Genomic DNA, 17488 nt, shown 5'->3' with positions numbered 1-17488 from the left:
ATAAAAGGGGATGATTGGCAATCACATCCTTTAAGGGAAGTCGTTTCAACCGTACCCCTTTATGAATTTCGTTCTATAACTTCCATTCACTACATTATGGGATCGGTTAAAAGCGCCCCTCCCAACCCTTATTTCGTGATTCCTGATGTAATCGGAAGTTAAATACGTTAAATATTCACCTTTTCGTATCTAATCAGAATCCATACGGTCACTTTTCTACCGTTTAGAGCGTATAGCACTGATAATCAACCATAATAGATACTCCAACTAAAGATTGAGCAAAAACAAGAATCAAGTTGTTGATAAACAACTCTTAAAAAGATACAAATTCAAGTAGAATAGTTATAATATATAATTAGAGTTTTATTGATTGTGGCGGAGGCCGGAGACCTCCGCTACGGATAATCAACGGCTACCAAGTTTTTGACTTTCTCTTCCTGCTATTTGCATCGTCACCCGAACGGAATCCAATTGGACGGCGAACGGAATCTGATTGGACGGCGAACGGAATCCGATTGGACGGCGGACGCAATCCGATCGGACGGCGAACGGAATCTGATCGGACGGCGGACGCTACACGATGTCTATTCGTGAATAAAAAGATACGAAAAATCCCTCAATGAGGGACGTTTTGGGCTTAAAACGTCCCTCATTGAGGGAAATATTTAGCAGATTTGTCCCTCATTGAGGGAAATATTCAGCAGATTTGTCCTTCATTGAGGGATTTATAGTTAGAAGTAGTGGGAAATGTCAACATCTCAACATCTCACCACATCAACATCTATAATCACCTCAACATCTCACCACCTATCATCACTTCACAACGAACTTCTTGTTCTTCGTGATGTACACGCCGGGCTTCAGTCCGTCGAGCGACTCGCCGCTCGAGCGCACCTTCTTGCCGGTGAGGTCGTAGATGTCGCCGGCGCCTGACGGCAGGAAGTAGACATTCTCTATGTTTGTCGTACCGCCGCCGAAAGCCAGACTGAGCATCGCGCCGTTGTGTACGTCGGAATGGAAGAATCCGCGGTAGCGTGTTGTGGGCACGGGCACGTCGATGTAGTAGAACTTGTTGCCGCTGATGTAGTAGTAGCCCTCGTTAGCCGGCAGGTTCTCCACACGGTACGCTCCGATGAACGACACTCCGCTCTCGGTCTCGTACGTCGGACGGTCCTTGCCCTCGGGCAGGTCTTCGAGCGTGCGCATTCCGAGGTCGTAGAGCACCGTTGGCGACGCTACGTTGGCGTAGGCAGCGTTGTTCACCGCTGTAGGCTTTATGATGTACGGCGTGTTAGCCTCCATCTTCTCTACATACTCGAAGGTGAGCGACGTCGGCGTCATGCCTGCGAGCTGCGCCACCTGCGTGCCTGCACCGAACACCTCCTCTGGGTTCTCCACGGCGCACGGCAGACAGATAGTGTTCCATGCTTCCTTGAGGAACGAGCGGTAGAGCTTCACGTTCGTGCCGTTCTGCAGACTCGCTGCGCTTACGTATTCAACGGGGCGCTGATAGTCCTTGCGCTCGTCGAGAATCACGTCTACGGGCGAGAGGTCGTGGAAGAGCACCTCCACCTCTGTCGGTCCTTCAACTGTCAGTTCATACGGAGCGGCAGTCTCGGTCTGCACGCCGTTGAGCTTGTAGCCGTCCAGACGATAGCCCTTGTTGGGCTTGGCGTCGAGCGTGAGCTTCGTGCCGTACTCGTAGAGTCCGGATGCCACGTCCATCGTTCCGCCGTCGGCGTCGCACTTCACCGTCACCTTATACGTCTCAGCCTCGAACACAGCCGATATGTCGAGCGTGTTGCGTGCCTCCACGTGGTATTCGGCGTTGTTTGAGAGCACCTCGTCGGTGGCGTTGTCCTTCCAGCAAACGAACTTGTAGCCCTTGCTCGGCGTAGCCTTGAAGGTCATTCCGCCGCCGTAAGCCAGTTGTCCACTGTTGGCTTCTGCCTTCTTCATGCCGCGCTTTGCAAAAGCGGCAGGCGTCTCTGCAGGAACGTCCTTCACACACTCCACACTTCCCCATTCTGCAAGCGGCAGAACATGCACGTTGTAGTGAACCAGTCCGTCCTTGAAGAGCATCCATCTCACCATCTTGCCCTCAGCGCCCTGATAGTTCTCGGCGTCGGTGATGTTGTCGGTCTTCACCTGCAGCACGTAGTAGCCGTTCTCGCTCAGACCGCTTGTGTTGAGCTTGAACACGCGCTTCGTGGCTTCGTCCTTCGGCGCGATGGCGATGTCGCCGCTGTAGAGCTTGCCCTCGTGGCGCACCACGATGTCCTCGCGTGTGAAGGTCTCGGGCTTGATGTCCTTGTTGAACTCCACGGTAAGCACCTCTATCGGCTTCTCCGCAATCTGGTCGTCGGCAGGCACCGTCGTGATGCTCTTCACGTCGAGTCGCAGCTCAGGTATCGGTTCAAACTCCACGATGTACTTGTTCGTGCCCTTGTCCGAAACGATGTCGGCAATATGCAGACGATAGTCGAGCTGCGGGTCGATGCCGTCCTTCATCGTGTAGTCGGTAGTCCAGAAGTTAGCCGGGTCGAGCGGTCGGTTGTTCGTCTCGTCGGTTATGCTGAGTATCTTCGCGTACTTGCCCGCCGGGTTAGCCACAGCCGTGTAGAACCAGTTGCGCGGCACGTCGGTGGGCACCGTCACGCGGTAGTGCGTATTGTCTATGCGTTCCATTCTGGTCTCCCCGCTCAGCGTCACGAGTTCCTCGTCGGTGCCGTTGGCGAAGTAGATATGGTCGGGCGCATCCTCCGCGTCGGGCTCGTCGTTCGTGATCCATGCACGATACACCTTGTCGCCGATAGTGGCGTTCAAGCTGTGTATCAGCTCGTGTATGGTGACGCGGTCGAGCAGCGAGAGGTCGGGGTTGCCGTAGTCGGTCACGTGTGTAACGTTCACGTCATACTCCGTGAAGTGGCCCATGAGCGACGCTGTGAGGTCCCATGTGGCGTAAGATGCGGTGCCGGCAGCGATAGTGCCAAACTGCGTAGCGATGTCGTCGTCGAGCGCCATCGTCTTCTCGCCTCCGTTAAGGCTCGAACTGATGATGTCGAAGTCGATGAGCAGTCCCTTCTCGTTCTCCACAATCTCAGGCTTCTTCGTAATCATGCGCACGTTGTTGGCGTCGCCCTTGCCCTTGTTGTGTATGAGCACCGAGAACTCGGCAGGTATCACCGGCTCAACGACGTCGGGCGTGAGCGGGTTGTCGCCGTATACGTCGCGCTGCATGAAGTAAGTGAGGTCGAGCTCTGGTGACGGCTTCACCTGCAGGCTCACGGGGAAGAGCGAGCGGTTCTGCGTCGTGCTACCGTCCTTGAAGCTCAGCGTTCCGCCGAAGCTATAGGTGGTGAGGTTCTCGGGCGCCGCATACTTGGTAGGAATGAAGAGTATGGTAGCCACACCCTTCTTGCCTGCGCCCAGTCGCCATGCGCCGTCCTTCTCGCCCTCGAAGCCTTCTATCTTCTCGATAGCTATCTGCATCTCGCGCGATGTAGCCATGAAGCCGGTCTCCATGTTCGTAGCGTTCACGTCGACGAGGATGTCCTCGATGGCGTTGCTCGATCCGTTCTCAATGGTGAGCGTGCCGCGGAACGCCTGACGCGTGAGCACCAGCTTCTGCTTTATCTCGAGCTTCACTTGTGCGCAGGTGTTCTCCGACTGCGTCTCCATATATTGCAGCATGTCCTTGCGTGCGCTTCCCATGAGGTCGGTCCATGTAGGTATGCCCAGGTTGACGAGCTTCGTCACACAGTTCTGGCGTGTCTGCAGAATGTCTGCCACCACCGCCTCGTCCATGTGGTTGTCGCTGATATAGCCGCGTCCGTCCTCCTTGCTCCATGTGTTGCGCAGACGCTCCACATAGTTGCGCAGCGAGAAGTCGGCTATCACCGCATTCTTGTTCGGCATGAGCGATGTGAGGTACGGACCTACGCCCTGGCTCTTGTCATCCACCGTGGTGTTGTCCGGAATGGTGTTCAGGTCGAACGTCCAGAGCGTACCGTCCACGCGCATCTTCTGCAGCTCGAGGTCGGCTTTGTGTATTGCCGACATCAGCTCCACGCCGAAGTCCTTCATGCCGAGCGCCTCAGGCGCCTTGGTGAGCTGTCGGTTGTACTCCATGTATGTGTCGAAGTAGCTGAAGAACAGGAACTGCTTATAGCCCGACGACTCCATCAGAGCCGGTATCGGCTTGTCTTCGGCAGCAGCTGCCTTGCGCATCGGCGCCTTGCTGAACTTATCGGCCATCTCCTTGCCCCAGTTGCCGAGACACTCTACCATATCGGGTCCATAGTTGGAAGCTATACCCTTCAGACAGCTGAACAACGGAATCTTGTCGGCTACCTTTCCGCTGAGATAGTCCATAGCGCAGTCGCCTGCAAACTGCAGTGCCGATCCTTCCAATGCGTTGGTTATGGCTGGCGCCACGCAAGTAGGCAAGTCGGGAAGCGGCACACACTCTATTGCTGTACAGAACAGCTTAAGCAGAGCCTTGGCGTCTGTTCTGCCGCCGCTCGCCGTTGCATAGCCGCCGAAATCGCCATAAGGTCCACCGCCCAGTCCGGGTTGTGTCTGAGGATAGATTACAGCGTGTCCGCCACCTGCTGGTGGTGGGTCAGAACATTCGGCGTTGTCCTGCACGAATCTGATGATAGAACCTATCCATGCATACTTTGCGTTGTCTCCGCAGGGCCACTCGAACTTGGTGCCCATATCGCCGAAGCACTTCTTCTTTGCTCTGCCCTCGGCGCGCTGCATCACCTTGCGCTTCACGTTGCGTGCGAAGTCATCGCTGTTGAAGTCCTCCTCGTGCATCACGAGCACCGGTATGACGTAGCTCTGCTCAGGTGCGAGCGTGAAGCCGGAGTATTCTACCATCGGCATGAACACGAAACCGTCTGCCGTAGGCGGTGTGTACTGCACGTTCTGTGCGGCAATGAGTCCGCGGTTGCGCAGCACTACGTTGAAGAGTGCACTCTTGCCGCGGTTGATGTCTGCAAGAATGATTGCGTCGGGAGCATTCATCTCCACTACCGGAACAGGCACCTGCGTCTCGTACGTCAGCTTGGTGGTGATGTCGTACTCGTCTTCTATCTCTGTCTCCTCCACAGTCCAGTCCACTCTGATTGCCTGGTAGCTGATTGTGGCAAGATGCTCGGTTGTCTCGCCCGGACTCACCAGCACGTTCTGGTCGTAAGTGTCGTGGCGGTCTGCCGTAACGTGCAGATGGTAGTAGCCTTCGTTCAGATCGCTGAACGTAATGCTGCCGTCCGCGCCCGTCACATCCTGCATCACGAGTGCGCCGGTGTTGTAGTCGGTAAGTCGCACGCTGGCGTTGCTGACGTACGGATGCTCGCCGTCCTTGTTGCCGTATATGGTGTTCTCGTCGCGAACGCGGATGCGAAGGTTGCCCTTCTCCTCGCTCACCACCTTCACGTTGAAGCCAATCTGCTTGCCGTTGCCCTCGCTGCAGTTGATGGCGATGCCACCCTTCTGGTAGACATTCACGTCGTAGTTGGCAGCGTTGAACTTAAGCATCACCGTTGCACTGTCGCCCGTTGCCAGCGACGGCATTGTGGCAGGCGTAGCCAGACTGATGAAGTCGGAAAGCGCGGCAGGCAGCGACACGGTTATCTTGCCTGTCTCGGCTATGCCGGTATTGGTGAGCACGATAGGATATGTGCGCACCTTACCCTTGGTCACGGTGGTGTTGATGCTGTTGGTAGACACCACGAGTGTCGGCGTATGCTTGCGTGTGTAGTTGTAGGTCACTACGCTGAGCGATGCGCCCTCGGCTGTTGTAATGTTGAACGTCAGGCGGTCCCACTCCTTAGTTTTAGAGAGCGAAAGCGGCTTGACGGTGTAGCTTATCTCGGCTGTTCCGCCGCCCGCAAGTTCTGTGTCGCCGCCGAACGTAACCTCATACTGGTCGTTCGGTTCGCAGGTTGCTGTCAGACTGTGCTGAGGCAGACTGCTCATGTTCTTCACCTTGATAGTGCCGCGAGCCACATCGCCTTCGTACATCTCGTGCTTGATGTATTCGGTTGTGGTGCGTGAGATGCCGTACACGGCGAAAGTGCCCTGCTGAGCGCTGATGTTCTCGCCCGGTGTGCAGACACCGTAGCCGTACTCGCCGCCCATACCTGCCTGGATGGTGTACTCTGCAGAGTATTTGCCCTCGGCGTCGGTGGTGGCTTTCAGAGCTATGCGCGAACCGGCATAGATGATATATGGTTCTACCTCAACGTTGGCTGCCGCAGTGCCGCCGCGTGTTTTCACCGTGCCGCCCAGCACTACCTTCTCGCCAATGTTATACGTATTCTTCTCGGCTTTGACGTCGTAAGTGTATGCTGTCGTTACGGTTGTCTCGGTATAGGCGCTGTTGTTGATAGTCTGCAACTCGGTTACGGTGCCGTTCGGGTTGATTTCTGCCGTCACTCTGTACTTTCCGGGCACGCTCGGTGCGTCCAGCTCCACAACAGATGTGTAGGTAGCGCCCACAGCAATGTCGGCATCTGTCTGCGTCATAGTAGAACTTGAGCCGATGCTTGTGCGGATCTGTGTGCCCTTCGGCATCTTGATGGCACCGATGTTCTTCACCGTTATCGTCACTTTCGCCTTGCTTCCAGCCTCAATCTCTGCGTCGCATGCAGGAGTCTGCATCTCTGCGTCGGGCAGAGTCTGGTCGGAGATGAGCATCCACACCGTACCTGGACTATAGCCGTCGCTGCTTGCGATGACAGAAATGGTGCGGTTGCCCTCGCTGGCCTCGTTGCTCAACGCGACGAACGGCGTTGTAACGCTCTCCTTTCCGGCAGGGATAGTCACGGTCTTTGCAAACTGCAGGTCGTCGCCCTTTGCGCTCAGCGTAACCGTGAGCGGACTGGTCGTTGCGTCGTTGCGACTGATGGTGAGCGTAGCGCCTGTCGCGTCGCCTTCGAGGATAGTTGTCTTGTTCGAAGTGACGCTAAGCGTCGGTCCGTCGTTGTCGAGGATGGTAATGGTGTCGCTCACCACGGTCTGCTTGTCGCCTATCGCAGAGCAGCCGCAATCGGTGATGTATATAGCTGCGCTGAACTTCACCTTGCGTGTGCCGTCAACCTTCTGGTTGTCCTTCACGCCGATGGGGAACGTCACTTCCTCTGTGCCTTCTGGCATGGTTATCGGCGTTGTGTAGTATAGTTCGCCGTTGCTGTCGTCGCTCAGCTTCAGCGTAATCTTGCTGTTCTTTGCCTCGGTGCGCTTGATGGTGGCGTGAATGGCGTTGTAGCCTGCCGCCTCGCTCACGGTTGTGGGCAGCAGAGTCATGCTGATAGCCGGCACATCGTTGTCCTTCAGCACAAACAGCGCTGTGCCCGCCAGATGATGGTCTGCCGACACGCTGAGCTGCAATGTCTCGTCGTTGGCTGCGATGTTATCGTCAATGATCGGAATATCAATCACGGCTTCTGTCGCTCCAGGCTCGAAGGTGTAGCTCTTAGGCAGGCGGAAGCGCTTCGGCTTCTCCACGCTGAAGTAGACCGTGAGCGTATCATTGCCGATGCGGTAAGGCACGCTGACGGTAGCTTTCATCGTTTCGCCCTCGTTATACTCGGTTTTGTCGAGCTTCACGGTGAGAGGCAGCAGTTCGTCGTCCTTTATATTAAAGGATGTGGCTACATCCTGCGGGTATCCGTTGGCTTTGTTCACGGTTATGGTGACCTTAGAGTAGGTGTTCACCACGTCGTTGTCGGGACAAACCACGTCGAACGACGCTGCCGACTGACCTTTGCTGATGGTAACAGTAGCCGGAACCTTAGCGTGTTCGGGCAAAGACGAAGCTATGCTGAATGTCTCGTCCATACTACGGTCGCCACTGCGCTTCAAAGTGAGGCGCATCGACTCGCCTTCCTTCACGCTGTTGTCGGGAGCAGTAAGGAACAAGTGCTTCTCAAGCTCGGCGGTTCCGCCGCTTGCGGTGTTGTTGGCGCGGTCAGCGTTGTACTCGCCGCAACCGCTGTTGGGCTCAACCACCACTTTCGCCGTCACTTCGCCTTCGAGACCGACGGTCTGCGAGAGGTTGAAGGTGGCGCTGCGTGCGATGTAGCCGCCCTTGAGTAGCGTATTACTGAAGTAGGTATTGCCTATGTGCACCGCTTCTTCGGTATCGTTGCTCACGAGATAGACACGTTCGGTCCAACCGCTGCGCGTATCGGCGTTGCCGATGTTGCTCACTTTCCAAGTCACTGTGACATAGTTGCCCGGCACAAGCGTGCTCTCGGTGATGTTAACATCGGTAGTAGCAAGGTCGGGAGCGTTTTCTCGCTGCACCGTGTAGCTGCCGTTCACGTTAGAATCGCCCTGGATGTTGTCGCCTTTGCGGTTTGTGATGATAACATCCGACAAGCTCACGGCGTACTCCGTGCCGGGGTCCAAACCTGTAGGCACAGCCATCGGGAAGTTGATGATTGTGCCGGCGTTGCCCGACAGAGGACGATTGCTCATATTCACGACAACCACTCTATATTTATGGTTGCCGAGATTTCTTACCGACACCGTGTGTTCGTTTATACGCGATTGGCTCAGCGCCGGCGCTGTTCTTGACGAGCGGTCGAATGGCAGCTGCAGGTCGAACTGCAGCGCCACCACCTCGTCTGTGTTCTCAAGGCTGATAGGTATCAGCACGTCCTTGCCCTGACCGCCTGTCAGCTTTCCTACCGACAGGTTGTTCTGAGCCGTTGCCGTGATGTACATCAGCAAGAACAGCATCATGGTTATGTATCTTCTGATCTTCATGTCTATTGATGTCTGTTAATAGCCTTTTTCTTTCCGTTCACAATATAGACGCCTTCGCGTGCAACGCCGTTCAGTTTGCGTCCGTCGAGGCTGTATACAGCTTCGCGGCTGTCGACGTCTGTGGTTATGGTGTCGATGTCTGTGGTCTGACCCTCAAACGCCACGCCTACCGGCTGTGCGCCTATGTCTGCAGCCATCGCCTGGTCTACTCTTGCCTGCTTAGCGAGTCGCAACAGCTTGGTGCGTCCGCTGATGATGTCGCCCGTAGTGCTTATTATCACTACTCGAACACCGTTAGCCGTGTTGTGTGTCACGAGCTGATAGCGCTGCTTGCTCGTAGCGAGCTTCACATCGTTGGCTTTCACGCCGGCAAGTGTGATGTCGAGCGCAGCCACCTGGTCGGTTGCGTCGAGCCACAATGCGCCGTCTTCCACGCTGAGCACGTTAGCTGTAGAGGCATCTTCGCCCATGCTCTCCGTCCAGCGTCTTTGCGCAGCCATAAGACTCTTCTGGTCGGCGTTGTCGTTGCTGCCGATGAAGATGTTGATGGTTGCCACGACGTCCTGCACATTGATGCCGCCGCCCTCATAAGTGTCGGCTGCCGGATAGTTGAAGTTGCCGTTCTGCGTGCCCATGATGTAGTTGAGCGTCTGCTGCGCGTCGAGCACGTCTACCGATGCGTCGGCGTTCACATCGCCCTTTGTCCACGTCAGCTTAGCACGCAGGCGGTTGTTCTGTGCCACGCCTTCATACGATCGGATGCAGAACTCCGTGCCGCTTGCGTAGTTGTACGTGCCGCTGAGATAGTAGCGGTAGGCTCCGTCTGTGTATCTCATCTCGCCTACATAACTGTTGTTGGCGGTAGTATAGATGCGGAGCGTAGGATGCGCCTCGAAGTTCTGGTTCTTATGGTCGTAAGCGATGAGCGTTCCGAGCTGTATGTCGGCCTGCTTGTCACCCATAACCCACTCCTGCAGCGTGAAGGTAGAGAGACTGTAGCCTTCGCGCTGATTCTGCAGATTGAGCGAGGTGATGTGAGCAGGCAGAACGCCGCTAAGTTCTGTAAACAGATTGTAGCCAAGATTGAGCGTCTCAAGCGCAGGCAGGAGTTTGCAGAACGCAGCCACATCGCCACTCAAACTGTTTCCGCTCAGATTGAGCGTGCGCAGACTCTTCATCTCCATCCCCTCTGTAGGCAGCGTGCCTCGGAGGTTGTTGTTCTGAAGATCGATAGCCAGTACGTGACCTTCTTCGTCGAATGTGACGCCGGGCCAACCGGTAGACGTTACGGCATTGCTGCCTATGCGCCATGTCTTGTTGGTCCATGCGCCGCCGTTGGTTGCCTGATAAAGCACTTTCAGAGCCTCGTAGTCGGCGTCATCAATGTAGCGTTTGATGATAGAGACTGGGTCAGAGATATTCATATTGTTGCTTTCATTTGACTCGGTCTCTTGATACCAAGAGTCTGTCTCCACCAAATATCTGACCTCGCTTAGCGTGGCGTCAGGACTTGTGACTGTGAAAGTAACTGTGTACGAATCGCCAGGCTGCAACACGCCATTATGTGATATTCTCTTAATCTCACGATACGAACCGTTAGCTTGCTCTTCACAGATTATATCCTGCCAGTTGCTGCTGCGTGTAGCGCCCTTACCGATGTTGCGCACAACAGCCGTGATTTGGAACGTAGTGTTTGCCTTTACCTCCGCCGGCGCTGTGACCGACACCACCGTAAGGTCTGAGCGTTTGCGTATGCTGAACGTGCGGTGTGCGCTTTCGACAGTCTCGTTGCACTCGCCATGCGCCGTAGCATACCACTCGTACGACGCACCTTCTACGGGCACGAATGCTGTTGAGGGCGATGTCGTCTTCACTTCCTTCCACTCTTCTGCGTTCTCTGCCTCGGCATCGGTGCGGCGATAGCGGAACGTATAGCCTACAGCAGCCTGTCCGAGATTGCTGCAGCTGAGCGTAACCTGTCCGTATTCGAGCGTTGCTTTGTCTGACGGCGAACTGAGCGCGAGACTCTTCAGCAACGGCTTCACATACACCTTATATATATATGTGTACATGGCAACGCCATTAAGCTCTACGCTTACATGATACGTAACGAGATCGGTCTTGCTGCCTTCGTTCGTGAGCGTCATGGCAGGCAGATTGCCTGTGCCGGTGAGTTGATAGCCGCGTACGGTGCAGCCTTCAGCCACACTTGCCGTCCACTTCACCTTCACTTTCTCGCTGCTGCTTATAGCGGTGAACGCTTCGGGCTGCGTGCTTGCGCCCGAACAGATGGTCTGTGCCGAGAAGCGGTCTATCTCGCCGATGTTTATCGCGGCACCGTTGAGCGTTACCACCACGTTGTCGAGCGAGATATGGCGGAAGAAGTCGGTAGCCTTCTGCATGTCGGCGCTGTTGGCTGCCACGTTGAAGCGCAGCGTAACGGGGTTCTGCACTTCGTTCTTGAACGCCATCACGACGCCCGCCTTGTCCAGCTTCTCTGTCAGCGTGCTGAGCAGCGCCAGCGAGTCTGCTGTCTGGAGATTGGCGTCGAACGCCTCCTTACCGCCGGTCTTTACGTTGATGGTGCCGTCGGGCGTACACTGCGACAGCAGAGAGAGCATCTCGTGCATCGACTTGAACGCACGTGCGCTGTTCGCTGTGGGGTCGAGTCGGTAGTCGCCGCTCGCCGACCATGTGTTGGCAGGGTTGATGATTATCTGCTGTTCGGCAGTGACGGTCTTCACTATGCCACGCGCCGTGAGACGCACGGTGTAAGTGCCGGCTTCGGCGTAGCTGTGCATAGGGTTGCGCTCGGTGCTTGTAGCGCCGTCACCGAAATTCCATTCGAATGTCTTTGCGTTCTCGCTGCTAAGATTGGTGAACTGGGCGCGGTTCATGTATGTCTCTACAGAGAACTTCGCCTGCAGATCGCCTTCCTCGGGCGTGCTCACCACGAGTCTGCCCGAACGGCTGGTGAAGCTGATGGCGGCGTCGGCAGTGGTTGTGCCTGCGATGTCACTGAACTTCACCGTGTACACGCTGTCCTTCAGCGCTTCCTGCGCGCTCACCGGTATGCGCACCACTACTCCGTCGTGCTCCACAATCTGCGTTCCGCCCTCCAGACTCACGCTCAGCACGCTGTCCTCCTGCGCCGCCTGAACGGTGTAGGCGTCGGTGCGCAGCGTCTTCTGTATACCGGCGACATCCACCGTCAGATTCTTAGGCAGATGCAGCTTGAAGCTGAGCGTCTTCACGTTGCCCGTGTTCTGCATGTATATAGGCAGGAGCATCGTCTCGCCACGATACATCGACGTAGTTGTGGCGTAGAGGCTGTGTCGCTGCTTGCTGTCGGTAGACGGCTCGCTGGGCGACGACGGCTTGAACTCGAAATGTGCCACGAGATGCACGTCTTCTTTGCCCATCGTTCCGCTGAACGTGCGATACTGTCCGATTATTTCGGAGCTGCCTTCGCGCGTCCAACCCTTGAACTCATAGTTGCTTGCGTCGTAAACCGTCACGCTGAACGTGTTGCCCTCAGACACCGAGAAGCCGTTGTTCTGATTGAAGCCGACAAGACCTGCGGGGTCGCACCTGAAGTAGACCTTATGCTTCGGCTTCGTCTCGTTAGGCTCAGCCGGACTGCCCGGCGTGAAGCGGTAGTGGGCAGTGATGGTCTCGTCGTTCTCCGTAACGGTATAGCTTACCGCGCGATTAGTAGAGATAACCGTTCCGTCGCTTGTTGTCCAGTTGACGAACGTATAGTCGCTGTACGTAGACGCCGTGTAAGAGTAGGTTACGCCCACGACATACTCCTTCACCTCGCTCGCCCTTATCGACGACGGGTCGTAGGCTATGGTGAGGCGACTTGTCTTCTGATACTCGTAGTTGGCAGTGAGTGTCTCAGCGCTGTTCAGCTTGCGGTGAGTGAACGTACTGCTCTTGCTCACCACCTTGCCCTCAGCGTCGGTCCAGTTAATGAAGCGCCAGTTGGAGCTTTTGGCTACAGCCTTCACGCTCACATTGGCGTTCACAGCATACAGTCCGCCTCCGCTCACGGTGGCAGCCTCAGCGGGCTGGGCTTTCACCGTCAGCTTGTAGCGTGCTCCCGGTTCGGGAGGGCTGTCGGGGTTGAAGTCCTGTCCTCTCGCCACCATGCTTAGCAGCATGGCGAGGAGAGTCAGTATATATCTTGACTTGATCATAGTAGCTTTACTTTACTATTTTCTTATGATTCTGAATATAGATGCCCTTCTGAGCGGTGCTGTTCACGCGTCGTCCGTCGATAGTGTAGATGGCGTTGTCGGCGTCGGCGTCAGTAGCTACGGTGTTGATGCCCGTAGTGGGTGCCTCGAAGGTGAGTGTGAAGCGGTCGTCCATGTATCCCTCAGCGGCGCTGAAGGTGTACGGCATCTCTACCTCCACGCCGTAGTCGAGCAGCTTCACGCCCAGCTCGTCGCGGTCTACGGCGATGGTGTATGCGTCGTCTGCAGGCAGATACATGCCTAATGCCACGCTACCGTCGCGGTGAGCACCCTCGTTCACAGCCAGCTGGTCAGCACCGGCGATGGTGTATATCTGCGGAGTGCCCTCGTATGCCATCATCTTCACAGCGTCGTTGTCGGCGCAGAAGTCGTCAGAAGCATTGGCGTTCACTACGACGCGTGTGCGGTCGGTGCGGTCGTCGCATGTCAGCGCCACATCTACCAGCTTGCGCTGCACCTGCTGGCTGCGTGCTGCGCGGCGCATAGCCAAAGCCGAGTGGTCGATGGTCTTGTTGATCTGTCTGCCCGCCGGCTGGAACGTGATGGCGTCTACCAGCTCGGGCTTCTGAACGAAGAATGCCTGCTGCGGTGTGAGTACGAAATTGTCGTCGGTAGCACTGTATGCCTTATATGTACGGTTGTCAACATCCCATGCTGTTATAGGTGCTGCGAAATCCATATAGTAGATGTCGTAGAAGCATGGATATGGGTTACCCACGAGGTTCCATCCTGCGTTGGCGCTCTCCACGGCAGGATACTGAACGAGCGGTGCGCTTACAGCTTCGCTGCGGAAGATGGCGTTATGTGTCTCCTCGGTAGCAGGGAAGCCTACGTTGCCTTCCTTGCTTGAACGGAAGATATAACCCTTGCCCATGTGCAGAATAGAGTCGGCTGGCACGTCTTTCCAGTTGCCGCTTGCGCCGTTTGTAGCGCGCGACTCTGAGTCGTAATAGCGCACGGCGATGGCTGTGCCTTCAGGCAGAATGATGTCGCTGCGCTTCACGTCGAACGGCATACACAAATAATACCAATAACCAGAGCCAGAGGTGGCACCTATAAAGAAATCGAACTGAGAAGATGTAGATGTCATCTCCTTGCAACGGCTGATGAGCGAAGAGGAAGTCTCACCTATATTCATATACTGGGTGTACTTGCCGAATGTCTGCGCATTGTCGCCGTTCACGATAAGCGCGCCTCCCTTGCCGAGATACATATCCGGCGAGTTCGGTATGCGTGCATTGCTGGTAAGCTCCAGCTTCTTGTAGAGGTTCACCTTGTCGGGCTGGTTCGGATTCGGCTCCACCTTTGTGAACTGACTCCAGTAGTTGTCGAGCTTGTAGCTCACCATTGCATATTCGGGAACGTAAAGCGTTACGCTTGTAGGAGAATAGAACGGTGCACTACCTACAGCAGGAGGAGCGGGCGCAGTGATATACACACGCTTCAAGGCATTTTTAGTGCTATAGAAACAATTTGATTCCAAACTATTGATAGAAGAACCAAGAACCACCTCCTCAAGAGCATCGCATGTGCTGAAAGCTTCAGATTTTATAGTCGTAATGTCGTTTCCAAACGTCACTTTCTTAAGACCCGTACAACCAATAAAACTTCTACCGTTAATTGAAGTAAGAGTTGTCAAGTCGGCCTCTTTCAGACCAAAGCAGTTGTAGAAACTTTCATAACCGATAGATTTGATACGTGAGAAGTTCAAACTCTCCAATTTCCTACAATTATAAAATGCGCTACGATTGATAGTGACGGGGGTTATATCGCTGATACTTCTTAATGAATCGCATCCCGCAAAAGCAGTTTGATCAACAATCTTAACATTCTTGCCGCCACGCACAACAGCAAGTTTCTGACAGTAATTGAATAACGACCGGTTTATCGTTTCCATACGATTATTCAAAGTAACGCTCTTCAGAGATTGGTTATCATAGAAAGCAGACTGTCCGATAGCTCTTACACTCTCTGGTATTGTCACCTCTGTTATATAGTTCTTCTGAAACGCTTCTTTACCTATGCTGTCCAATCCTTCGGGCAACACAAGCGGACCTGTAAGGAAACGATTGTCGAAAGCATTGTCGCCGATGGTCTTGAGCTTTGTCGGGAAGTCGATGAAGCGTATCGAAGTATTAGTAAACGCTTTAACTGGTATTGTTTCAATGTCAACATTTGTCATATCTATAGCCGTAAGACCTGTCATCTTGCTTATGTCATTCCAGTCGGAAGCGTTCATCTTGCCGGAAAGACGCAGAAAACGCATCTCGGGCAAAGTGTTGACATGAGCCAACGCCTCATTGCCAAGCGTGCCTGGAGCAGAGAGGTGGATATTCATATACTGGCTTTCTACACTCTCAAAGCGGATGTTGCCGATAGTAAGAACTTGAGTATAGCTATCGGAAACGGAATAAGAATGATAATGGGTGTATGTAAACACATGCTCGCCTTCATCCATGCCGAAGTAAAATGTAGAAGTTGCTTTGGTTTTATAGGGAGCATAACTATCCACTTGTGCAACACCATCAATATACACTTTACGAGAGTCATTACTTGAATAAGGGTCGAAGGTGAAATCGTACCTCATAATTATAGGTTTCTTAGTCGTGAACTTAATAGTAATGCTGGAAGATACGTATTGTCTCAACTTACCTACTGTACTCGACGCCATTCCGTCTGCGACGGTCCACGGGTGCGCCTCGTCGTTAGTCACTTCCGTCACCTCGATATCATCAGAGGCGGTGATGAGCGCTCGCAGCTGCTCGTCTATGGCAGCCACGGCAAATTGCAGCCCTGACAATATCAAGACCGCAAGCATGAAAATTCTTTTCTTCATATTCTGTTCTGTTTTTTGATTTGCTAATGGGTTTGGGTTTAGTTCTACTGTTGGTTGTTGCCAGACGGTGTCGGTTGGAGTTGTCCGACGGTGAAGAGCGGCGCTTACCAACCGTATTCGTACGCCGTCTCGTCGTCGTCATCGGTCTGAAAGCCGCTCTCCCAAAGGTCGCGCGACGGACTCTGCATTGGCGGTTTTCCGCCACTGCTGGCATCGCCGCCACCGGGGATAGTAACACCACCACCCGGCGATGCGGTGACGGGACTGATCGGACCCAACTCAATCGAGTGGATCACAGGGGTTTGATACTTCTTCTTTACTCTTTTCATTGTTATATATTGTTTCTTGTTATATTCTAATCTGGTTTTTGCGCGATATGCAGGTTCAGTTTTTGCGGCTATATGCTAATCAGCTCGGTGTCCTTATTGCATATTTCGAGGTCGTCGCCCTCCATGAGGTCGATGTGGTCGGTCAGCATATCCTCCACCATATCGTACGACATACGCATGGTGTTGGGTACGCAGGCACTGGCGTACATAGCCGAGAGCAGATCCTGCTCCTCCTTCATCGTGGTGGGCGGATCGAAGTCCATCGTTATGTACGACTGGGTAGCTTTTGTGTCGTGTTTGGTCTTAATCGTCGCGTTTTGGTCGGTTGAGGTTTCAGTTGTTGGTTCTGTCGTTGTTTCGTTGTTCTCTGTCTTTGTTTCGTTGTTCTCTGTCTTTGTTTCGTTGTTCGTTGTCTTAGTTTTAAAAGTGTTGGTTGAAGGACGGACATTGGTGCCAGTCTGAGTTTGTCCTGTTGTGTTGGTTATGTTTGTATCTTTGGTTGAGCTACCGTCGTTTGTTGTCATATTCATTCTCGTTTAGCGTGAATACTCTTTTAGGTTTAACAGGCTAACACTCCACCGCTCTGCGCATACATATAATATATGTGTAGCACCAGAACAATATTGTGTTAAGTTTCTGCTGCAAAGTAAGCTAAAAATCTGCAAAAAGAGTAGGATATTTCTTACAAAAAAAAACCATTTTCTATCAAAACGCCGATTTCTTGCAAATTTTAGACCTATATTTACCATTTTTGATAATTTGAAACTCTTTCCTGTTGCGTTCGCCGTCCAATCGGATTCCGTCCGCCGTCCAATCAGATTCCGTCCGCCGTCCGATCAGATTCCGTCCGCCGCCCGATCAGATTCCGTACGCCGTCCGATCAGATTCCGTACGGTGACGGTGGAATTTCACCTCCGCTACGGATAAAAAGACTGCGCAAAAATAACAACGGATTCGGTGGGTACCTTCAAGGGGGTGCACTTGTCTCAAGTGCACCAACAAAGCAAGCAATGCACCAACCAAGCAAGCTGTGCACCAACCAAGCAAGCAATGCACCAACCAAATAACAACGGATTAAGCGGATTGTCTACTTGGGAGATTTAACAGCGGATTAAACGGATTGAACGGATTCCTTCTGCTTGGGAGATTTAACAGCGGATTAAACAGATTGAACGGATTCCTTCTGCTTGGGAGATTTAACAGCGGATTAAACGGATTCGCTGATTCCTTCTACTTGGGAGATTTAACAGCGGATTAAACGGATTGAACGGATTCCT

Annotated in this window: 5 protein-coding genes; all 5 read right to left on the bottom strand. The window is 53.8% G+C overall.

Annotated features, from left to right (window positions below; translation table 11 throughout):
• Window positions 1-813 precede the first annotated feature (813 nt).
• Entirely contained in the window at window positions 814-8784 is a 7971-nt protein-coding gene (locus KTQ90_RS10255) for an InlB B-repeat-containing protein (protein ID WP_217318342.1), read from the bottom strand.
• 2 nt (window positions 8785-8786) lie between these two features.
• Window positions 8787-12986, bottom strand: a complete 4200-nt coding sequence (locus tag KTQ90_RS10250; protein ID WP_217318341.1) for an InlB B-repeat-containing protein — start codon at window positions 12984-12986, stop codon at window positions 8787-8789.
• A 7-nt stretch (window positions 12987-12993) separates the two neighbouring features.
• Window positions 12994-15882, bottom strand: a complete 2889-nt coding sequence (locus tag KTQ90_RS10245) for a leucine-rich repeat domain-containing protein (RefSeq protein WP_217318340.1) — start codon at window positions 15880-15882, stop codon at window positions 12994-12996.
• A 104-nt stretch (window positions 15883-15986) separates the two neighbouring features.
• The gene (locus tag KTQ90_RS10240; protein WP_217318339.1) at window positions 15987-16211 is read right to left on the bottom strand and encodes a hypothetical protein; all 225 of its coding nucleotides are present in this window, start codon (window positions 16209-16211) and stop codon (window positions 15987-15989) included.
• A gap of 68 nt (window positions 16212-16279) precedes the next feature.
• Window positions 16280-16735, bottom strand: coding sequence for a hypothetical protein (locus tag KTQ90_RS10235; protein WP_217318338.1), 456 nt, complete (start codon window positions 16733-16735; stop codon window positions 16280-16282).
• Window positions 16736-17488: the final 753 nt, after the last annotated feature.

Source organism: Leyella stercorea (assembly GCF_019052365.1).
Lineage (GTDB): Bacteria > Bacteroidota > Bacteroidia > Bacteroidales > Bacteroidaceae > Prevotella.
Note: the sequence above shows the minus strand (reverse complement) of the source record. Positions and strands in the feature narration are given on the sequence as shown.

What these genes read in the sequence shown, in the direction of transcription:
- KTQ90_RS10245 (WP_217318340.1), bottom strand. Translation starts at nt 15,882, where the DNA reads ATGAAGAAAAGAATTTTCATGCTTGCGGTCTTGATATTGTCAGGGCTG.
- KTQ90_RS10235 (WP_217318338.1), bottom strand. Translation starts at nt 16,735, where the DNA reads ATGACAACAAACGACGGTAGCTCAACCAAAGATACAAACATAACCAAC.
- KTQ90_RS10240 (WP_217318339.1), bottom strand. Translation starts at nt 16,211, where the DNA reads ATGAAAAGAGTAAAGAAGAAGTATCAAACCCCTGTGATCCACTCGATT.
- KTQ90_RS10255 (WP_217318342.1), bottom strand. Translation starts at nt 8,784, where the DNA reads ATGAAGATCAGAAGATACATAACCATGATGCTGTTCTTGCTGATGTAC.
- KTQ90_RS10250 (WP_217318341.1), bottom strand. Translation starts at nt 12,986, where the DNA reads ATGATCAAGTCAAGATATATACTGACTCTCCTCGCCATGCTGCTAAGC.